Source organism: Tenacibaculum dicentrarchi, from assembly GCF_964036635.1.
GTDB classification, from domain to species: Bacteria; Bacteroidota; Bacteroidia; order Flavobacteriales; family Flavobacteriaceae; genus Polaribacter; species Polaribacter dicentrarchi.
Genome location: NZ_OZ038524.1, coordinates 2,528,126 through 2,549,411 on the forward strand (window position 1 = coordinate 2,528,126; position 21,286 = coordinate 2,549,411).

Below are 21,286 nucleotides of genomic sequence, written 5' to 3' on the forward strand. Positions count from 1 at the left end.
AATTATTCCTTTAATAATAACTTAATATCTTGTTTTAATTCTTTAATTTGATTTCCAAAACCGTGTTCATCTAAGGCTCGATAATACATAATAGGATTTCCATGTTCGTCATAACGAGAGCGGATATTTCCGTTTTTATCAACCAAAGCAAACAAGCCTGAATGTTCAAAACCTCCGTGCGAAACCTCTCCTTTTCCTACAAATAGTTTAAATCCTCTATTCGATAAATCATACACAACATCTTCAGATTTACCTGTTAATAAATGCCAATTTTTATGATTAATGCCGTTTTGAAGTGCATATTGTTTTAATTGCCTTGGGCTATCAATTTCGGGAGTAATCGAAAAAGAAGCAATTCCGAAGTTAGGATTTCCCATAAACTCATTTTGAATGGTAACCATTTGAGCATTCATTATAGGGCAAATACTTGGGCAACTAGCAAAGAAAAACTCTACAACATATACTTTATTTTCGAAATCTTTGTTGCTAATTGTTTTACCATTTTGATTGATAAACTCAAAACTTGGTACTTTATTAAAAGTATGTAAATCGGAAGTTTGAAAGTGTTTTACAATTTTTGGTATCGAATAAATACCAAATAATAAAATTATAAACGAAATTCCAACGTATGAATAGTTATTTTTTTTCATTTGAAATACTGTTTTTTCTTCGGTCGTCACTACTATTATTCTTTTTCAATGCCATTTTATATTCGACTAAAACAACGCTGATATCATCAATCATATCATTTTTAAGTTCGGCTACAGAACTCATCGTATAACCAAATAAATTTTCGTTTTCTAAACTCTTAATTGTTGATTTACCTCTTCTTAAATTAAGTTCTTTATCAATAATATAGGCTTTTGGTGAATGACTATTTTTATCTAAAAGATTTGGAGTCTTAAAGCTTTCGTGTAAGGCTTGCATTTCTTCGGATGAAGCAAAAACAAAATCCCACCTGCTTAAATCAGTATTAACACTTAGCATTTTTTTCAGAGCCTCTATTTCTTCTTTCTGGCTTTTATCAACCAAAGAAATCATTTGAAAACTTACATAATTAGAAAATTTATTGTAAATTTTTTCCTTTAAATTATACACCTCTCCTTTTGCCAAGGCGATGTCATTTCCTAAAAAAGTAACTACCGATACTCTTCTATCAAAAGAAATACTTTTATCGATTAGCGAAATATCGATAACACTTTTAGATACTATTGGTAACTTTCCAAAATTATGCGTTCCTAATTGTAGTAGTATATAAAACAATAATGGCACTATAAAGAGTGCAAATAATACCGTAAATTTTTTAAAATTTTTCATTTTAAATCTAATTCAGTTCTAATTAAAGTCAAAAAAAGGTGGTTAAAACCACCTTTTTTCTAAAAATTTTATTTGATTACCATTTTACTAATGGCGCTAATGTTTCATGTAAATAATTACCTTCTATTAAAATAATAAATAGTAAATAAGAAACTAAAAATACCGCTGTCCAAACAATTGATCTTCTAAACCATGTTTTTTCGCCTTCTAAGTGCATAAATGCCCATGCAATATAATATGCTTTAACAAGGGTTAGAATGATAAAAATCCAGTTTAACCAACTAGTACCTACTCCATTTAAATGTAATGAATCTGGCTTAATAATACCTAGTATTACTTCTACAGTTGTCAGCATTGTTAAAATTGCTAAAACAATCCAGATTCTTTTTTTATTTGATTCGTGTGCGTGACCCATTTTAATATCGTTTTTTAATTATACTAAATAGAAAAAGGTGAATACAAATACCCAAACTAAATCTACAAAGTGCCAATATAAACCTACTTTTTCAACCATTTCATAGTGCCCTCTACGTTCGTAAGTACCTAAAATTACATTGAAAAATATAATAATATTTAAGATAATTCCTGATAATACGTGAAAACCGTGGAAACCTGTAATAAAGAAAAAGAAATCAGCAAAAATAGGATTCCCATATTCATTTTCATGTAAATTAGCTCCTTCAACAACCTTGGTTATTAAAGGTAATTTAGCTAAACTTTCAGCTCTTGATAAAACTATTTTTTGCTTTGTAGCAAGGTCTAATTTTTCCGTTCTTATTAATAAAGAAGGATCCGCTTTAAAAGCTTCTTTAATTTGTGCTACTGAATACTCAGAAACTGTTGCTTCTTTTTCAAACCACAACCCGTTTTCACGTGTGTGCTGAATTCTATCATCTTTTCTTTGCGCATGTACAAAATCAGCTAAAGCTATTTGATGATATTTAGGGTTTCCTTCAGCATCAACACCATCTTGTTTTGCAAACTGTAAAATATGATTATTGGTCGTTTTAACAGCTCCATAAGAACCGTTGATAAAGTTTTTCCACTCCCATGCTTGTGATCCTACGAAAATAATTCCGAAAATGATCGTTGCAAACATATACCAAGCAACTTTATTTTTTTTCTTTTGATGCCCCGCATCAACCGCTAACACCATTGTTACCGATGATATAATTAAAATAAATGTCATTAAGGCTACATAATACATCGGTGCATGCACACCATGTAAACCTGGGAAGTGAGTAAACACCTCATCGGCGATTGGCCATGAATCAATAAATTTAAAACGAGTTAATCCATAAGCGGCTAAAAAACCTGAAAAGGTTAACGCATCTGAAACGATGAAAAACCACATCATCATTTTACCATAGGTAGCACCAAATGGTTTTTCACCACCGCCGCCCCAGGCTTCTTTCTTGTCAGAATTTACAGCAATATTTGCTTCCATAAATCTTTTTTTGTTAATTTTTGTTAAAACAGTGTGCCAAAATTACGTAATTTTCATCATCTTATGAAATAGAAAAAGAAAAATAGATAAATCCATAAAATATCTACAAAATGCCAGAAGATTCCACCTAACTCAAAGCCAAGCATATCAGCTGATGAATATTTCTTTTTAAAATGATTATAAATAACGACTAATAAGACTATTACACCTGCTAAAAGGTGTAGAATGTGCATAAATGTAATTCCTAAAATAAAAGATGTAGATACAGTACTTTCAGGTCCTGTAAAAAATAAGCCAACAGCTCTTAATTCATTAAAACCTACATATTGATACCATACGAAACCAACCCCTGATACTAAAGTAGCTAACAAAAAGAGCAACGAAGCTTTTAAATTATCTTTTTTTAGAAGTTTTTGAGATATTATTAAAGTAATACTACTTAATACTATTAAAACGGTACTAATGTAAAATGCCTGTGGCAAATCAAAAGTAACCCAGTCATCTCGTTTCATACTTACTACGTAAGCACTTGTTAGTCCGGCAAAAAACATCACCATACTAATCATGGCTATCCATAACATTGGTTTTGCTGATTTTCTTTTACCAGCCCTTAATTCTTCTTGTAAAGTTTGTGCGCTCATTTTTATTAGTGTAAAAATTTATCGACCACGTAAATTATAGGTACGATTGTTATATAAAAAACACTGGCTAACATTAATTTTCGTGCGTCAGTATTTTTTTCTGATTTATATAATTGAAAAGCATAGTACAACATTACCCCCCCTAATAATGATACTATTACAGCGGTTAATGGATAAATATAAAAGTTACCTGTTACTTTTAACACCGGTGCTACCGACATTAAAATCATTATACAGGTATAAAAAATTATTTGGACAACTGCTCCTTTGTCTTTTTTATCCATAGGAAGCATGTGTAAGCCTGCTTTATTATATTCTTCAAATTGCAACCAACCAATTGCCCAAAAATGAGGAAATTGCCAGAAAAACTGAATCATAAATAAAAATCCTGCTTCAATACCAAAATGACCTGTTGCAGCAACCCAACCTAACATAAAAGGAATGGCTCCAGGAATAGCGCCTACAAATACAGCCAAAGGTGTTACGGCTTTTAAAGGCGTGTAAGCACTGGTGTATAAAAAAATTGACACCGCTCCAAACAAAGCGCATTTAGGGTCAATGACGTATAAAACACCAATACCTACTATAGTAAAAATAATTGCAATAGTTAATGCTACAGCTGTACTCATTCTACCTGCTGGTAAAGGGCGATCTTTAGTTCGCTGCATTAAAGCATCAATATCTTTTTCGATAACTTGATTAAAAGCATTCGACGCTCCTACCATTAGATAACCTCCAAAGGCTAATAGAAGTACTACCGTATAATCGATTGTTTCAGCCCCTAATAAGTACCCAGTAATAGAAGTGAAAACAACACTTATAGACAAGCCTACTTTGGTTAATTGTTTAAAATCATTAAATAATGATTTTAAAGATACTTTATTATGTACGGGTAATTTTGAGTTCAATGCGATGGTTATTTTATTTTTGCAAAGATATTTCTTTCTTACTGAATGACCATAAAAAAGGGGGGTAATTGAAATATTTTAAAAAAAAATGAAAAAAGTTTTTTTTATCTAATAAAAGGTTGTAGATTTGCACCCGCATTGCAACACATGCAAACGATCTTTAAAATAATTTTTGACTACGCGAAAGTAGCTCAGGGGTAGAGCATCACCTTGCCAAGGTGGGGGTCGCGGGTTCAAATCCCGTCTTTCGCTCTGAGACTTTCTTAAAAAAATATACCAATTTGATTAATTACAATCAAACAAGCTGAAGTGGTGGAATTGGTAGACACGTTGGACTTAAAATCCAATGGCCTTTGGGCCGTGCGGGTTCAAGTCCCGCCTTCAGTACTAAGCCTCGCTTTTATTAGCGAGGTTTATTTTAAGAAAGAGTCAAAAAATTAAATATAAAAATCCACTTGCTGAAGTGGTGGAATTGGTAGACACGTTGGACTTAAAATCCAATGACCTTTGGGTCGTGCGGGTTCAAGTCCCGCCTTCAGTACTAAGCCTTAACATTTATTTGTTAAGGCTTTTTTATTGTCTTTTATTTAAATGATTGAAAGTTGAAATTTAATTACCAATAAATTTCAAACAGTTTCTTAAAACTCACTATATTCTTTAACAAAAAAATATCAAAAAGTAACCGTAAATTTGTTTTCTTAAATCATCAAAAATGAAAAAACAACACTTACAAGAAACTACTACATATTTAATCGATAACGGAGTTACAAACCCCGAAATAGGAATTGTTTTAGGAACAGGTTTAGGTAAATTAATCAACGAAATTGATATTGAAAAAGAAATTTTATATACCGATATTCCTCATTTTCCACAGGCAACTGTTGAATCTCATTCAGGGAAATTAATTTATGGAACTTTATCAGGAAAAAAAGTACTTGTAATGGCGGGGCGTTTTCATGTTTATGAAGGTTATAATTTATGGGAAGTTACTTACGGAATTAGAACAATGCACAGCTTAGGAATTAAAAACTTACTAATTTCAAATGCCGCTGGAGCAATTAATTTAAGCTATAAAAAAGGCGATTTAATGCTTTTAGAAGACCATTTAAACTTACAAGGCGGTTCTCCCCTAGCTTTTAAAGGAGCTAAAAATTTCGGAAATATTTTTGCTGATATGCTTGAACCATATTCTAAAAAAATCAATATTTTATTAAAAGAAATTGCAAGTAATAATAGCATAGAATTACATGAAGGAATGTATGCAAGTGTTGTAGGGCCGCAATTAGAAACCAGAGCAGAATACCGAATGTTACAAATTTTAGAAGCAGATGCTGTAGGGATGAGTACCGTTCCTGAAGTGATTGTAGCAAAGCAATTAAACCTTCCTTGTGCTGCTATTTCTGTTTTAACCGATGAGTGTGATCCTAAAAATTTACAGCCTGTAAATATTGCTGATATTATTGCCGTGGCGGGTAAAGCAGAACCAAAAATGATTGTATTATTTAAAGAATTAATCGCTAAATTATAATCTTATTTATAAATAAGCGCTATTAAATGAATAATAGCTAGCATTAAAACTATTGATAAAAAAAATAGCCTTGAAATAAATCAAGGCTATTTTTATAATTAAAAGATATTTTATTTTGATAATTCGGTGAAATACTCATAAAAATAAGGAATTGTTTCAATTCCTTTTAGGTAATTCCAAACACCAAAATGTTCGTTTGGCGAATGAATGGCATCTGAATTTAATCCGAATCCCATTAAAATACTTTTACTATTTAATTCTTCTTCAAACAAAGAAACAATAGGAATACTTCCTCCACTACGTTGCGGAATTGGCGATTTTCCAAAGGTTTTTGTATAAGCTTTACTTGCCGATTTATAACCGATATTGTCAATTGGCGTAACATAACCATGCCCTCCGTGATGCGGAGTTACTTTTACTGTAACCGAATCTGGAGCTAAACTTTTAAAGTAAGTAGTAAACTTCTCTGTAATTTCATCAGGAGTTTGGTGTGGTACTAAACGCATAGAAATTTTGGCATAAGCTTTTGACGCAATTACCGTTTTTGCACCTTCGCCAGTATAGCCTCCCCAAATTCCATTTACATCTAAAGTTGGTCTAATAGAGTTACGTTCGTTTGTCGTATACCCTTGTTCACCATGTACTTCTTTAATATCTAAAGCTTCTTTGTAAGCTTCTATCGAAAAAGGAGCTTTCGCCATTTCTGCACGCTCTTCCAAACTTAATTCTTCTACATTATCGTAAAAACCAGGAATCGTAATTTGGTTTTTATCATCTTGTAAAGAAGCGATCATTTTTGTTAATATATTTATAGGATTTGCCACTGCTCCACCATATAAACCAGAATGTAAATCTCTATTAGGACCTGTAACCTCAACCTCTACGTAACTCAATCCACGTAAACCTGTAGTAATAGAAGGTACATCTTTGGCTATCATTCCTGTATCAGAAATTAAAATAACATCGTTGGCTAATTTTTCTTGGTTTCGCTTTACAAACCAAGCTAAACTCTCTGAACCAACTTCCTCTTCACCTTCAATCATAAATTTAACATTACAAGGTAAACTCCCTGTACTTGTCATGTATTCTAGCGCTTTTACGTGCATATACATCTGTCCTTTATCATCACAAGCGCCACGAGCAAAAATTGCTCCTTCAGGATGAATGTCTGTTTTTTTGATAACAGGCTCAAACGGTGGCGAAGTCCATAATTCGATAGGATCGGCTGGTTGTACATCATAATGACCATACACTAAAATAGTTGGTAAGCTAGAATCGATTATTTTTTCACCATAAATAATAGGATATCCTGGAGTTTCACAAATTTCTACTTTATCGCAACCTGCTTTTTCTAAGCTTTCTTTTACAAAGTCAGCAGTATTTAACACGTCCTTTTTGTAGGCAGGATCGGCACTTACTGAAGGTATTTTTAATAAATCGATAAGTTCATTTATAAACCTATCTTTATGTTGCTCAATGTATTTTTGTACGTTTTCCATGTGTTGTTATTTAATATCTCACAAAAATAATAAATTTTTTGTGCTTCTGCTTTGTAGTTTCGAAGTATTGTTTATATTTGCACCCACAATTACCTAGGTACGCGGGCGTGGTGGAATTGGTAGACACGCTAGACTTAGGATCTAGTGCCGAAAGGTGTGAGAGTTCGAGTCTCTCCGCCCGTACTTTAATTATAAAACCCTTAATTCTTTCGAATTAAGGGTTTTTTGTTGGTTGAAAATTATTTTAAAATCATTATTTTCAAGCATTAAACAATTTTCACTCCTTAGTCAACTCTCTAAATAAACTCTCTAAATTTTTATTTTCGGTATTTAAACCGAGTATTTTCAAGCCATTTTCTTGAGCGAAATCAAAAATTACAGGACGCATATCTTCGGATGTTTCAAAAGTCAGTATCCAGTTGTTTTCAACCGTATTTTTATAATGTACAATATTTGGTAAACGCTGAATAAATTGCTCTTCTAGCTTATAATCAAAGGTTACTTTTATAATTTGTTCTTTGCTTGTTTTAAGTTCGGCAATAGGTTTATCAATAACTATTTTTCCTTTATTTATTATAATTACTCGGGTGCAAACCGCCTCTACTTCTTGCATAATATGCGTAGAAATTAAAACTGTTTTGTCTTTACCGAGTTCTTTAATTAATTCACGGATTTCAACCAACTGATTTGGGTCTAAACCTGTGGTTGGTTCATCTAAAATTAACACTTCAGGGTCGTGTAAAATAGCCGCTGCCAAGCCTACTCTTTGACGATATCCTTTTGATAATTGCCCTATTTTTTTATGTGCTTCAGCTGTTAATCCAACTTTTTGAATAACTTCGGATATTTTATTTTTAGTAATTTTATAAATACCTGCTTGAAATTGCAAGTACTCTCGAACATACATCTCTAAATACAACGGATTATGCTCTGGTAAATAGCCGATTTTTTTTTGCGCTTCAATAGGGTTTTTAAGCACATCGATACCACTTACAAAAACCGATCCTTCACTTGGGAGAATAAAACCTGTTAAAATTTTCATGCTCGTTGATTTCCCAGCACCATTTGGTCCTAAAAAACCAACAATTTCTCCTTTTTGAGCATCAAAAGAAATGCTATTAACAGCTTTTTGACTGCCATAAAATTTAGAAATTTCGGTAAGTTGTATTGACATTTTATTGCTATATTTTTATCAAATTTTAGTATCAAAAAAAATTAAACCAATCTAAATTATTTTTTCTTTAGATAAGAAACGAAACTATAATCATATTTATTTTTTTCATCTGCTTTAAAATCTTCTCTAGCGGTTTGTTCCCAAATATTCAAATCAATTTCAGGGAAAAAAACATCTGCTTCAAACTCCTGATGTACCAAACAAATATCTAGCTTATCTACTAAATTATTTTCAAGTGCTTGCTTGTAAATCTGTGCGCCTCCAATAATAAAAATATCGGTTTCATCTTTTGATAAATCAATAGCTTTTTCAATAGAATCGGCAATTAAACAGCCTTCTTTAAGGTAATTTTTATTTCTGGTGATAATAACAGAAGTACGGTTTGGCAAAGGCTTCCCGATACTTTCAAAGGTATTTCGTCCCATTAAAATATGATGCCCAGTGGTAACTTTTTTAAAGCGTTTTAAATCGGCAGGTAAATGCCAAATTAAATCGTTTCCTTTCCCTAAAGCATTGTTATTTGCTATTGCTGCAATTATTGTAATCATAGATTTTAATTTAATAAACGGCTATTTTCTTACACTTTTATGATGCTTTTATACCGCTTTATTTTTTCTTTTCCGAAGATATAAAAAATTACACCGCCACCACACCTTTTATGTGCGGATGCGAATCATAACCAACTAATTCAAAATCTTCAAAAGTAAAATCTTCAATATTTTTAATTGCCGGGTTTATTTTCATCGTCGGAAGCGGTTTTGGCTCGCGAGAAACCTGCAAAGCTAACTGCTCTTGATGATTATTATAAATATGTGCATCGCCAAAAGTATGGATAAAGTCGCCCGCCTGATAGCCACAAACCTGTGCAATCATCATGGTAAACAAAGCGTAAGAAGCGATATTAAAAGGAACACCTAAAAATATATCGGCGCTTCGTTGGTATAATTGACATGATAATTTTCCGTCAGCTACATAAAACTGAAAAAATGCATGACAGGGTGGTAATGCTGCTTTTCCGTTGGCTACATTTTCTGAAAATGATTTTGAAGTATCGGGCATTACAGAAGGATTCCAAGCAGAAACTAACATTCTACGGCTATTCGGATTGTTCTTTAATGTATCAATTACCTCTTTTAACTGATCAATTTCATCGCTATTCCAGTTACGCCATTGATGCCCATAAACAGGTCCTAAATCGCCATTTTCATCTGCCCAAGAATTCCAAATTTTAACACCATTTTCTTGCAAATATTTAATATTTGTATCGCCTTTTATAAACCAAAGTAATTCATAAATAATCGATTTTAAGTGCAACTTTTTAGTGGTTACCATCGGGAAACCTTTACTTAAATCAAATCGCATCTGATGCCCAAAAACACTTTTTGTACCTGTTCCTGTTCTATCTCCTTTTTCGTTTCCGTTTTCTAAAATCTGTTGTACTAAGTCTAAATATTGCTTCATTTGTTGTTGTTCTAAATACCCTGCTGATAAAATAAAAAGCTTCAATTTTTAGTATTGAAACTTTTTAAATGATATACTATTATTAAATTTGGCTATTACCCAATAATCATACCAGCAATTGTTGCTGACATTAAAGAAGCAACTGTTCCACCAATTAAGGCTTTTATCCCAAATTCTGATAATGTTTTACGTTGTCCTGGCGCTAACGACCCAATTCCACCAATTTGAATACCAATAGAGGCGAAATTTGCGAAACCACATAACATATAAGTAGCCATAATAATTGATTTATTATAAGTTAAATGTGTTAAGTTTGCTGCATTTTTAAGCTCTGATAACTGAATATATCCTACAAATTCACTTGCAGCTAATTTAATTCCTAATAACTGTCCCATTAAAGCCATATCTTCTCTAGCAACACCAATTAACCACATTAAAGGTGCAAAAATATACCCTAAAATAAATTCTAAAGAAAAGTTTTTATAAGCTGTTGAACTTTCAATAAGGCTGTTTAAAGAAGTAAATTTCCAGCCTAAATAATTGATTCCATCAAAGCCTCCTATTCCTCCTAAAATTCCATTTATCATAGCGATAAAAGCGACAAAAACCAATAACATTGCTCCTACATTCATTGCCAATTGTAAGCCTTCGGTAGTTCCGTTTGCAATGGCATCTAATATATTTGAACCTATTTTGTCTTGCGACACTTTTATATCGGTAACAATTTCTTCGGTTTGCGGATACAAAATTTTAGAAATAACAATTGCTCCAGGCGCTGCCATTACTGAGGCTGCTAATAAATGTTTTGCATAAAACAATTTTAACGTTTCATCATCGCCACCTAAAAACCCGATATAAGCTGCTAAAACCGCTCCAGCAACAGTTGCCATACCGCCAATCATTACCAATAACACTTCCGACTTATTCATTTTTTCTAAATATGCCTTGATCAATAAAGGTGCTTCGGTTTGCCCTAAAAAGATATTTCCTGCTACCGATAAACTTTCTGCACCTGATATTTTTAACACCTTACTTAATGACCACGCCAAGCCTTTTACCACTTTTTGTATCACCCCTAAGTAAAATAATAAAGATGTTAATGCCGAAAAGAAAATAATTGTTGGTAATATTTGAAAGGCAAAAATAAATCCGAAAGTATCCATATCAGAAATTAATCCTTGAAATAAAAATTCACTTCCTGCCTGGGTAAATCCTAAAATACTAACAAATCCTTTTCCTATAAATTCAAAAATTGATTGTACAAAAGGAACTTTTAATACACCAATTGCGATTACCAATTGAAAAGCAAGCCCTAGCCCAACTATTTTCCAATCGATCCCTTTTCTGTTAGCGCTACATAAAAATGCAATCAATAATAATGAAAACATTCCTAAAACACCTCGCCATAAACTTTGTGTTGAAAATCCTTGACTTGGAACTATTTCGATACTACTATTTTTTTCTTCGGATGCCTTTAAAACCGCCACTTCCGACATTACTTTTTGAGGTTTTGAGCTAAAATTATATAGCACATTGTTTTCAGAAAAAGTTAATAAACTGTCTGATAATTGGGTAATATTATAATAACGAACCGTGTCTTTTGGCTGTTTATAATTAAAAATTAATAAATTGTTTTGATGTATGTAACTTCCTGAAAAGTGTAAACTATCTTTAGCAAATACCGAATAGTTAAATTCACCTTTCGATAAATTTAAAACATCTTTAGCGTCTGTAGATGATACTAAAGATGTTCCTTTTATTGTTGTAATTGATGAGAAGTTCCAATTTTTCTCTATGTTTTGCCCAAAAGTAATTACAGATGCAAAAAGCATCAGAAGGGTAAATAATTTATTCATTGTATGTGGTTTATTAAGAACGTTTGCTAATTTCGTCGCGAATTTCCGCAGCTAATTCATAATTTTCATTCGCTACAGCTTCATTAAGCTGCTCGTTTAATTCGGGTAAAGACAGGTTTGAATATCCTTGTTCATCATTATGGTCATCATCATATTCATCTTCTAAAGAAAACGCTATTTCATCCGATTCTAAATCTTCTTCAATAATTAATTCTTCATCCATTTTTAAAAATACACCTGCTTTATCTAATATATTTTCGTAGGTAAAAATAGGAGCATCAAAACGAACGGCTAATGCAATTGCATCCGAAGTTCGGGCATCAATAACCTGTTCAAATCCATCTCTTTCACAAATTAAGCTCGAATAAAAAACGCCATCTACCAATTTATGGATAACAACTTGAATTACTTTAATCGAAAATCTATCGGAAAATGTTTTAAATAAATCGTGGGTAAGTGGTCGTGGTGGACGAATTTCTTTCTCTAAAGCAATGGCTATAGATTGAGCTTCAAAAGCACCAATAATTATAGGCAGAGTTCTCTCTCCACCTGTTTCACTTAGCACTAACGCATACGCACCACTTTGAGTTTGGCTATACGAAATTCCTTTAATATTCAGTTTTATTAAACTCATGTATGATTATAATAAATAAAAAGAAGGCTGTCTAAATTTTGGCGATATGCTTCAAATTTTAGACAGCCATTTTAATCGGGTGCAATTTACTAAAAATTATGAATTGATTTCTAATTTCTATAAAAAGAAAATTCTTCTATTAAAATTTATGCTTGTTTAAATACTTTTAATTTTTCTATTAATTTTGGCACTACCTCAAAGGCATCACCAACAATTCCGTAATCTGCAGCTTTAAAGAAAGGCGCATCAGGATCGGTATTAATAACTACTTTTACTTTTGATGCGTTAATTCCTGCTAAATGCTGAATTGCACCAGAAATCCCAATAGCGATATATAAATTAGACGCTACAGGTTTTCCTGTTTGCCCAACGTGCTCACTGTGAGGTCGCCATCCTAAATCAGAAACTGGCTTAGAACAAGCAGTTGCTGCTCCTAAAACTGACGATAACTCTTCTATCATTCCCCAATTTTCAGGACCTTTTAAACCTCTACCTGCTGAAACTACAATATCAGCATCAGCAATAGTTACTGTTCCGCTAGCTTTATTAATGCTTTCTGATTTTACGCCTAATTCAGGTAAAACAGCATCAAAGCTTTCGGTAGCTCCGCTTACTGGATTTTCGTGTGCTCCGTAAGAGTTTTTAGCAACACCTACTACTTTTTTATCCGTAGAAATTTCCGTATTGTTAAATCCTTTGTTCGAAAAAGCAATTCTTTTTACTGTAAACGGACTCGTGCTACTTGGCAAAGCAACTACATTTGAAGCATATCCTGCTTCTAAGGCTACTGCTACTAAAGGCGCTACGGTAAAACCGTCAATACTTGAATCTATAATTACCGTATCGGCATTTTTTGCTTGGGCAACCTGTGTTATTATTGATGCGTATGCTTTGGCATTGAATGATGCTACATCATTTTTTACTTCCACAACTTTTTGAGCTCCGTAAGTATATAATTCAGAAGCATCGCCTGCATTTATTGTTAAAACAACCAAATCACTAGCTAATTGTTCGGCTACTTTTTTTCCGTATGAAACTACTTCAAAAGCAGTTTTTTTAAATTTCCCTTCCGATGAATCGGCAAAAACTAATACAGACATATTTTTATATTTTTTAATTTATCACAAAAAATGATTTTGTAACAATATGGTTTTAAAACTTGATTTTTTTTAAATGACTCTTTACTTCAAATAGATATTTAAATTGCCTTTGCTTCGTTGTGTAATAAATCAATTAAAGCATCTACAGTATCTACTAATTTTACAGCGCCTTTTGCTTCAGGTTTTTCAAAGTTTTTGGTTGCTGTACTTGGCGTTGCACCTACTGATTCTACTACTGATAATGGTTTTTTACGAGCCATCATAATTCCACGCATATTGGGAATACGTAAATCTTTTTCTTCGACCATTTTTTGACCAGCAATAACCATTGGCAATACTGAAGAAACTTTTTCTTCTCCTCCGTCGATTTCTCTATTTAAAGTTACGTTTGTTCCTTCAATTTCAACACCTACACAAGAATTCACGAAATTAAAATCAAGCAAAGCCGCTAACATTCCCGGTACCATTTGCCCGTTATAATCAGCAGATTCTTTTCCTGCTAAAACCAAGTCATATGCTCCGTTTTTAACCACTTCGGCTAATTCTTTAGCCACCATAAAACCATCGGTTGGCACTGCGTTTACACGAATTGCGTTATCGGCACCAATTGCCAATGCTTTACGTAAGGTTGGCTCGCTTGAAGCTTCTCCAACGTTTACAACCGTTACAGTTGCGCCTTGTTTTTCTTTAAACCACATGGCACGAGTTAAACTAAATTCATCGTAAGGATTTATAACATATTGAACGCCGTTTGTATCAAACTTTGTATCGTTATCAGTAAAGTTAATTTTCGAGGTAGTATCAGGTACATGGCTAATACAAACTAATATTTTCATATATCGTTGTTTTTAAGAAACTTAATTTTGAGCTGACAAGTTACACTTTTTTTTTAAAAATTTACTATGCGTGCATAATAAATTTTAAAGTTAATTTTCAGCTTAGTTCAAAAAATTTTAGATAAATGTCGGTATAATAATGGCAATTATTAGCTAAAAAGTAGCAGAGTAAAATACATTGAATTTAAAATAGCAGTTAAGAACTAAAATTTGTGCTTAACTGCTGTTTTTTTGATGTGTAGTTTGTGTTTTATTGTTTAATTAGTTTCAAAACTTTATTCTTCTTTTTTATTTTAATGAAACTATTGTTATATTCAATTAATTTATATTTTAAAATCTCACCTTTTATTGCTTTTGGAGCATTAGATCCTTGTTTTAAAAAAACCTCTATTATATAATTTTTTAATTTTGATAATTTTATATTATAAGATTCATATCCTACATCAGAAACACCTAAAACAAAGTTTTTATCTTCTTTTTTTAAATCAAAAATAGCTTTTCCATTAGAATTTACGATATACCCTTTATTTTCTTTTAAGATATAGGTCTCAGCATTAATAATTGGGTTGTTTTTAAAGTCTTTCACAACAATTTTTATAGAGATAGAACCTTTAGAATTATAATATTCTTTTATTTTATGATAACTTTTAAAACTTGGTTCAGTTAAATCATAGTTTAAAATTAAACTATCATTTTTTATTAAATAATGCCCTTTACCAAACTCATCATCTCCTAAACTTGCTCCTGAATGGTATTCAAATACTCCATTTTCATTAAAATTAAAATAATTGTAGTGTTCTTGATAAGACATTAAATTAGTATATCTTCCAATAATTTCTTCTTGACAATAGAGTTGACTTGATAAAGAAAAAATCCACATTATTAATATCCATTTAATCACATTTTGTTCCTTTTGCATAATCATTATTCTTTTGTTCATTAACAACTATATTCGCTATTTTTTGTCTATCATTTAGCTTTGGAACTAATTTTTTAAAAGTATCTGTTTCTATAGCAATATTTCCACTTGAGTCTACTTGAAACATTCCCCCATAAGCCATAGATTTATAATATTGCCAACCAAGATTTCCGCCTGTCCCATCTTTTTTATCCCAATCATATAAAGAATATGCCATAGCTTCTATATATTTTCCCATAAAATTATGATGAAAATTATTAGTTCCAATAACATACCCATTATCTTCTGCATATTTATCCATTTTTTGCCTTAATGACATGCTATTAAAAGAAAAAGGGCTTGAATATAAAAGATTTAAATAAGCATGTAAACCTTCATTGAATCATTGTTCTAGCAATAGATAGTTCAGTTGCATTGGAGAGGTATCCATTTCCAATTGTAATTGTAGTACCAAATGTGTTAGCATTTGAGTCACCCGTTTCACCATTTTGAATTGTTAAATGGATATTCTTACTATTATTAAATAAGTTCAAAATTATTTTTGAAAGATTTAAAGAAGTAGAAGTGTTTGGTATTTGAACATTAGGTTTTAAAGGATGATCTTTATATAGCCCACTTTCTAATTCTGTAAAAATACTTTTAGCGCAAGGGTTCGTAAGCTTATTAATAATCTTATCATCATCCTCTAGACAATTTCCATAATAATCTTGATAACCATTCCCATTATCACAAGGTGTTTTTTGACAACCATGAACAGAATCATTACAAGGAAATACATTAACATAATTGTTATAATTAGCGGGTTGATGATTTGAAGAACTTCCACCATAATTAGAATTAGAGCTAGAACTAAAACTATAAGAATATGCACTAGGTCCTGTAGGAATAGGAGTAGTTATAGTATAATTAGAAGAGCTTCCACTTCCACCTATAATAACTTCATCTAATTCATTATCACAAAAAATATCAGGAGCGGCATTTTCATCACAATCAGGTTCAGGATTACGAAATTGAAGAGTACTTTTCTTTTTAATCCGCTTAATAAATCTAGTTTTAAATAGTCCATTTTTTAATCTATAGCCATTAATAAAATCTCCATTTAGATCATTAATACTTAGTATTCCTGTAAAATTTTCAGAAGATGTATTTTTATCAGGAATCAAACTTATTAATACTTTAATGGTATTATTATTTTGACTAATAAGTATTACTTTTGAAGTAATATTTTTATACTTTGTTTTAGCAGGTATAATAGTCGTAAGTTCATTGGTGTTTTTTATTTTTTGTTTTTGAATCTTAGAAAAATCTAATTTTAAATTTAACTTGTCTTTTCTACTAGATTTTGAAGCAAAGTTATAGCTCTTTTTAAAATTAGAAATTTCATCAAAAGATACGGTTTTATATAGAAAGTTGTCTAATGTCTGATTTTCAATTTTAAAATTTCTTCATTTTCACAGCTCCATAAAAATAAGGAAATACTAAAACATAGTAGCCCTGCTTTTAAAACTTTTTCAATTTTGTTTTTTCTTGTTTTCATATATTAAATTTTACACGAATATATATATCATCATATTCAGATAAAAAATTACAAATAGTATATTTCAAATAACAAGTTAAAGATAGAACAATGATTTGTTTATCCTTAAAAACCTATTTGTTATTTCTATTTTTGTTATTTTTGCTATATTGATAAACAACTACGAATATAAGGTATGAAAACTATACAATTTAGAGAGGCTATTTGTGAGGCCATGAGTGAAGAAATGCGAAGAGATGAAAGCATTTACTTAATGGGTGAAGAAGTAGCTGAATATAACGGAGCCTACAAGGCTTCTAAAGGAATGCTAGATGAATTTGGTGCAAAAAGAGTTATTGATACTCCTATTGCAGAGTTAGGTTTTGGTGGTATTGCAGTTGGATCGGCAATGAACGGAAATCGTCCAATTGTTGAATACATGACTTTTAACTTCTCTTTAGTTGGTATTGATCAAATTATCAATAACGCAGCTAAAATTCGCCAAATGTCAGGTGGTCAATTTAATTGTCCTATCGTTTTTCGTGGACCAACAGGTGCTGCAGGACAATTAGGAGCAACACACTCACAAGCTTTTGAAAACTGGTTTGCAAATACTCCTGGTTTAAAAGTTATCGTTCCTTCTAATCCTTATGATGCGAAAGGTTTACTTAAAGCTGCTATTCGTGATGATGATCCAGTAATTTTTATGGAATCAGAACAAATGTATGGTGATAAAATGGAAGTTCCTGAAGGAGAATATATTATCCCTATTGGAGTTGCTGACATTAAAAGAGCTGGTACAGATGTTACTGTTGTTTCTTTTGGAAAAATTATAAAAGAAGCATATAAAGCTGCTGATGAATTAGCAAAAGAAGGTATTTCTGTTGAAGTTATTGATTTACGTACCGTTCGTCCAATGGATCATAAAACTATTTTAGAATCTGTAAAGAAAACTAATAGATTAGTTATTTTAGAAGAAGCATGGCCTTTTGGAAGTATTTCATCAGAAATTACCTTTAGAATACAAGATGAAGCATTTGATTATTTAGATGCGCCTATCAAAAGAATTACCACTGCCGATACTCCAGCGCCATATTCTCCTGTTTTATTAGCGGAATGGATGCCAAATGCTAACGATGTTATTAAAGCAGTAAAAGATGTATTATATATTAACAAGTAATTGTTGATAAGTTCAATACCATTTTAGGTATATTTGAATAATAAATAAATCCTTTTGGCTGCTGTCAAAAGGATTTTTTAGTAAAGAAAAAGATGAAAAAAAAGCTATTAATACTTCTACTACTCGCAACCAATATTTTATACGCACAACTTACATTACAAGGTACAGTTATTGATGAATTTAACAATCCGATGCCTTTTGTTAGTGTTTATTTAAAAAACACTGTTCAAGGAACTACAACCAATAATAAGGGTGAATTTTATCTGAAAACAAAAAAGAAAAAAGGCGTATTAGAAATTTCTTTTGTTGGGTTTCAAACCCAAACCCTACCAGTAAATCAGCAAACAAAAAACTTAAAAATTATCATCAAAGAAGATGCTAACGAACTTGATGAGGTCATTATTGTTACCAAACCTAAAAAACGCTTAAAGAAAAAAGAAAATCCTGCATATAAAATTTTAAAAGAAATTTGGAAACGAAAACGAAAAAATGGGCTTGATTTAGTCGATTATTATCAATATAAAAAACACAGTACCACCGAAATTGGGCTGAATAATTTAGATACCACCTTTTTAAAAAGAATCTTTAAAAAACAATATAAAGAAACGCTAAATAAGGTAAAATATGATAGTGATGGTGTTAATTACTACATTCCTATTTATATCAAAGAACAAGTTTCAAAGGTTTATGGAAACAATAAAAACAAAACTCTTAGAGAAGATATTGAAGCCGAAAAAATAGAAGGTTTAGGTGCAGAAGGCTTTGTTTTTAATCGAATTGCCAATACTTTTGAAGAAATTGACATCTTTAAAAATAACATCACTCTGTTAGATAAATCATTTGTTAGCCCTTTGTCTAGCGATGGTTTTGCTACCTACGATTACGTTTTATACGACAGTATTATTAAAAATAATAAAAAATTATACAATATTTATTTCTTTCCTATTAGAGATGGCGATTTGGCTTTTCAAGGAAATTTTTGGGTTACCGATACCGCTTTTTCTATCAACAAAATAAAAATGAAAGTCCACGAAAGTATCAATCTTAATTTTGTGCGAAGTTTATCTTTTGAAAAAGAATTTAAAGTAAAAAATGATAGTATTTATATTTCCACTAAAAATGGATACGAAGGTGATTTTACGGTCATCGATAAAAGTGATAAAAATAAAGGATTAACGGTTAAAAAAAACACTATCCTAAATAAACACCTATTAAATAAACCGTTAGCGGAAAGTTTTTACCTACAAAAACGCCTAAAAATAAAGCCAAATCAATATAAAAAGGAAGCTAGTTACTGGAATTCAAAACAAAATGATGATAAAAAATCAACCTATAAACTAATTCAAGAGGTTAAAGAAATAAAGCAAATAAAAAATATTACAGGGCTTATTAATATGCTTGCAAGTGGCTATGTTGATACTAAATATGGTATTCAGTTCGGTTCGTTATGGAACATTCTAGGAAACAATCAAGTGGAAGGATATCGGATAAAATTTGGCTTTAGAACCTATAAATCAAGAGAAGATAGGTTTCGTTTAAAAGCGCACTTAGCCTATGGTTTGAAAGATAAAAAAATAAAATACGGCGCAGAAGCACGTTATCTTTTGTCATACACACCACGAATTTCGGTAGGAGTGGCATATCAAAAAGACATTGAACAATTAGGGAGTGTTTTACTAAATACTTCGCAACTCTTAGGAGGAAGTATCGGAACGGGCGGATTGCTTTCAAGAGGTGATAATTTCTTTTTATCTAAAGTTGAAAAAATAGCCACTAATTTTGATTATCAGCTACAAAAAAACCTGCATATCGGTATTAATTTTGCCCACTCGAAAATACAATCGGCTTCTCCTGTTGATTTTTCAATCAATTATAAGGATGAAAATAACATCATACAGTCTCAAATAACCGACGTAACCTCCAGCCCTTATATTTCATTTACACCTGGAAGATATGTGTACGGACTAGGTGTTCAAAGGAGTTTTGGAGGAGGTATATACCCTACTTTTATTCTAAATTATCGCCGAGGATATAAAGGTTTTTTTAACGGATCTCATAATTATGACAAACTGCAATTCAAATATAATCAGCCTATATTGTTAGGTAAATTCGGTATTTTTAATGCGACTTTTGAAGCTGGAAAAACATTCGGAACTGTGCCAATTGCCTTGCTAAATGTTATTCCAGCAAATCAAACTTTTACCTTGGTTGAAAATACCTTTGCTTTGTTAAATTACTACGATTTTGTCACAGATAAATATGTAGCATCGCATTTTGAACACAATTTTAACGGTTTTATTTTAAATAGAATTCCGTTATTAAATAAATTAAAACTGCGAAGTTTGCTCACTTTTAGAGCCGCTTACGGAACTATTTCTGATAAAAATATTGCTGCTAACAAATCGAATATTAATTACAACGCTCCTAATAAAGTGTATTATGAATATGGCGTTGGATTAGACAATATTGGGTACGGAAACTTACGTTTTTTACGAATCGATGCTATTTGGAGAAGCAATTACACGCCACCAGCAGGTTCAATAATAGCGCCAACACCAAAATTTTCAATACGTTTGGCAATAAAACCAAGCCTTTAAAAACATACAGTAATACCTTTTATAAATCGATTTAATAATAAGATAACGTTATTTTTTATTTAAAATGACAATAAATTATTACTTTTGCAATCCGATTTTTAGAAACGAAGAAAAGATATATATGACTTCAAAAGAGAAAAAGACAGTTGATGTTTTAATTGAAATACCTAAAGGAAGTAGAAATAAATACGAATACGATTTTGATTTAGGAAAAATCCGTTTCGATAGAATGTTGTTTTCATCAATGATGTACCCTGGTGATTACGGTTTCATTCCTGAAACTTTAGCCTTAGATAATGATCCTTTAGACGTGTTAGTTTTAAGTGCAGAACCAACATTTCCAATGTGTGTTATGGAAGTAAAACCAATTGGTGTTTTCCATATGTCGGATGAAAAAGGGCCAGATGAAAAAATTATTTGTGTACCAGTTTCAGATCCTATTTGGAATAAATACAATGATTTATCAGACTTAAACGCTCATTTACAAGACGAAATTACACATTTCTTTAAAGTTTATAAAGACTTAGAAAAGAAAGAAGTAATTATTGGAGATTGGGGAAATGCTGATGAAGCATACCAAATTTTAGATACTTGTATCAAGCGTTATGAAGATAGCGAACACAAAGCAAAAGGAGATTTTAAAATATAATTAAACTTAATTTTAAGCCTTAAT

Annotated in this window: 21 protein-coding genes and 4 tRNA genes; 8 read left to right on the forward strand and 17 right to left on the reverse strand. The window is 31.4% G+C overall.

What is annotated here, in order from left to right:
• Positions 1 to 2 precede the first annotated feature (2 nt).
• The 6 genes from ABNT14_RS11060 to cyoE form a co-directional block, all read right to left on the reverse strand.
• On the reverse strand, positions 3 to 650 hold the full coding sequence (locus ABNT14_RS11060; RefSeq protein ID WP_101903261.1) for an SCO family protein: 648 nt from the start codon (positions 648 to 650) through the stop codon (positions 3 to 5).
• The gene (locus tag ABNT14_RS11065; RefSeq protein ID WP_101903262.1) at positions 637 to 1,317 is read right to left on the reverse strand and encodes a hypothetical protein; all 681 of its coding nucleotides are present in this window, start codon (positions 1,315 to 1,317) and stop codon (positions 637 to 639) included. The genes ABNT14_RS11060 and ABNT14_RS11065 overlap by 14 nt, the downstream gene beginning before the upstream one ends.
• Before the next feature lie 76 nt (positions 1,318 to 1,393).
• Positions 1,394 to 1,732: a cytochrome C oxidase subunit IV family protein gene (locus tag ABNT14_RS11070; RefSeq protein ID WP_058885949.1), complete on the reverse strand. Its 339-nt coding sequence runs from the start codon at positions 1,730 to 1,732 to the stop codon at positions 1,394 to 1,396.
• A gap of 18 nt (positions 1,733 to 1,750) precedes the next feature.
• The gene (locus ABNT14_RS11075; RefSeq protein ID WP_101903263.1) at positions 1,751 to 2,764 is read right to left on the reverse strand and encodes a cytochrome c oxidase subunit 3; all 1,014 of its coding nucleotides are present in this window, start codon (positions 2,762 to 2,764) and stop codon (positions 1,751 to 1,753) included.
• Between the two features lie 56 nt (positions 2,765 to 2,820).
• Positions 2,821 to 3,405, reverse strand: coding sequence for a cytochrome c oxidase subunit 3 (locus ABNT14_RS11080; RefSeq protein WP_058885951.1), 585 nt, complete (start codon positions 3,403 to 3,405; stop codon positions 2,821 to 2,823).
• Positions 3,406 to 3,410: 5 nt separating this feature from the next.
• The gene (gene cyoE, locus ABNT14_RS11085; protein WP_058885952.1) at positions 3,411 to 4,313 is read right to left on the reverse strand and encodes a heme o synthase; all 903 of its coding nucleotides are present in this window, start codon (positions 4,311 to 4,313) and stop codon (positions 3,411 to 3,413) included.
• 180 nt (positions 4,314 to 4,493) lie between these two features.
• On the opposite strand from cyoE, the gene ABNT14_RS11090 reads away from it, so the two are divergent.
• The 4 genes from ABNT14_RS11090 (at position 4,494) to ABNT14_RS11105 (ending at position 5,841) form a co-directional block, all read left to right on the forward strand.
• Positions 4,494 to 4,565: transfer RNA gene (locus ABNT14_RS11090), tRNA-Gly, on the forward strand.
• 51 nt (positions 4,566 to 4,616) lie between these two features.
• Positions 4,617 to 4,700: transfer RNA gene (locus ABNT14_RS11095), tRNA-Leu, on the forward strand.
• A 70-nt stretch (positions 4,701 to 4,770) separates the two neighbouring features.
• Positions 4,771 to 4,854 (forward strand) — tRNA-Leu (locus ABNT14_RS11100).
• Positions 4,855 to 5,025: 171 nt separating this feature from the next.
• On the forward strand, positions 5,026 to 5,841 hold the full coding sequence (locus ABNT14_RS11105) for a purine-nucleoside phosphorylase (RefSeq protein WP_101903264.1): 816 nt from the start codon (positions 5,026 to 5,028) through the stop codon (positions 5,839 to 5,841).
• 110 nt (positions 5,842 to 5,951) lie between these two features.
• Here ABNT14_RS11105 and ABNT14_RS11110 read toward each other — a convergent pair whose 3' ends face one another.
• Entirely contained in the window at positions 5,952 to 7,340 is a 1,389-nt protein-coding gene (locus tag ABNT14_RS11110; protein WP_101903265.1) for a dipeptidase, read from the reverse strand.
• Positions 7,341 to 7,441: 101 nt separating this feature from the next.
• Here ABNT14_RS11110 and ABNT14_RS11115 point away from each other — a divergent pair.
• A tRNA-Leu gene (locus ABNT14_RS11115) sits at positions 7,442 to 7,523 on the forward strand.
• A 94-nt stretch (positions 7,524 to 7,617) separates the two neighbouring features.
• On the opposite strand, the gene gldA is transcribed toward ABNT14_RS11115, so the two are convergent.
• The 10 genes from gldA to ABNT14_RS11165 form a co-directional block, all read right to left on the reverse strand.
• Positions 7,618 to 8,514, reverse strand: a complete 897-nt coding sequence (gldA, locus tag ABNT14_RS11120; RefSeq protein ID WP_101903266.1) for a gliding motility-associated ABC transporter ATP-binding subunit GldA — start codon at positions 8,512 to 8,514, stop codon at positions 7,618 to 7,620.
• Between the two features lie 56 nt (positions 8,515 to 8,570).
• On the reverse strand, positions 8,571 to 9,062 hold the full coding sequence (locus ABNT14_RS11125; RefSeq protein ID WP_101903267.1) for a dihydrofolate reductase: 492 nt from the start codon (positions 9,060 to 9,062) through the stop codon (positions 8,571 to 8,573).
• Between the two features lie 88 nt (positions 9,063 to 9,150).
• Positions 9,151 to 9,975, reverse strand: coding sequence for a thymidylate synthase (locus ABNT14_RS11130; protein WP_101903400.1), 825 nt, complete (start codon positions 9,973 to 9,975; stop codon positions 9,151 to 9,153).
• Positions 9,976 to 10,070: 95 nt separating this feature from the next.
• Positions 10,071 to 11,831, reverse strand: a complete 1,761-nt coding sequence (locus ABNT14_RS11135) for a NupC/NupG family nucleoside CNT transporter (protein ID WP_200809382.1) — start codon at positions 11,829 to 11,831, stop codon at positions 10,071 to 10,073.
• A 13-nt stretch (positions 11,832 to 11,844) separates the two neighbouring features.
• Complete coding sequence (locus tag ABNT14_RS11140) at positions 11,845 to 12,465, reverse strand: bifunctional nuclease family protein (protein ID WP_101903268.1); 621 nt, start codon at positions 12,463 to 12,465, stop codon at positions 11,845 to 11,847.
• Between the two features lie 146 nt (positions 12,466 to 12,611).
• A complete protein-coding gene (locus tag ABNT14_RS11145; protein WP_101903269.1) occupies positions 12,612 to 13,565 on the reverse strand; it encodes an electron transfer flavoprotein subunit alpha/FixB family protein in 954 nt (317 codons plus the stop codon).
• 98 nt (positions 13,566 to 13,663) lie between these two features.
• On the reverse strand, positions 13,664 to 14,401 hold the full coding sequence (locus tag ABNT14_RS11150) for an electron transfer flavoprotein subunit beta/FixA family protein (RefSeq protein WP_101903270.1): 738 nt from the start codon (positions 14,399 to 14,401) through the stop codon (positions 13,664 to 13,666).
• Between the two features lie 250 nt (positions 14,402 to 14,651).
• Positions 14,652 to 15,320, reverse strand: a complete 669-nt coding sequence (locus tag ABNT14_RS11155) for a carboxypeptidase-like regulatory domain-containing protein (RefSeq protein ID WP_145993582.1) — start codon at positions 15,318 to 15,320, stop codon at positions 14,652 to 14,654.
• Entirely contained in the window at positions 15,295 to 15,621 is a 327-nt protein-coding gene (locus tag ABNT14_RS11160; protein ID WP_145993583.1) for a hypothetical protein, read from the reverse strand. The genes ABNT14_RS11155 and ABNT14_RS11160 overlap by 26 nt, the downstream gene beginning before the upstream one ends.
• Before the next feature lie 73 nt (positions 15,622 to 15,694).
• Complete coding sequence (locus ABNT14_RS11165; protein WP_101903273.1) at positions 15,695 to 16,483, reverse strand: hypothetical protein; 789 nt, start codon at positions 16,481 to 16,483, stop codon at positions 15,695 to 15,697.
• A 549-nt stretch (positions 16,484 to 17,032) separates the two neighbouring features.
• Here ABNT14_RS11165 and ABNT14_RS11170 point away from each other — a divergent pair.
• The 3 genes from ABNT14_RS11170 (at position 17,033) to ABNT14_RS11180 (ending at position 21,262) form a co-directional block, all read left to right on the forward strand.
• Complete coding sequence (locus ABNT14_RS11170) at positions 17,033 to 18,016, forward strand: pyruvate dehydrogenase complex E1 component subunit beta (RefSeq protein WP_101903274.1); 984 nt, start codon at positions 17,033 to 17,035, stop codon at positions 18,014 to 18,016.
• A 92-nt stretch (positions 18,017 to 18,108) separates the two neighbouring features.
• On the forward strand, positions 18,109 to 20,613 hold the full coding sequence (locus ABNT14_RS11175; protein ID WP_101903275.1) for a DUF5686 family protein: 2,505 nt from the start codon (positions 18,109 to 18,111) through the stop codon (positions 20,611 to 20,613).
• A gap of 121 nt (positions 20,614 to 20,734) precedes the next feature.
• On the forward strand, positions 20,735 to 21,262 hold the full coding sequence (locus ABNT14_RS11180; protein ID WP_101903276.1) for an inorganic diphosphatase: 528 nt from the start codon (positions 20,735 to 20,737) through the stop codon (positions 21,260 to 21,262).
• Positions 21,263 to 21,286: the final 24 nt, after the last annotated feature.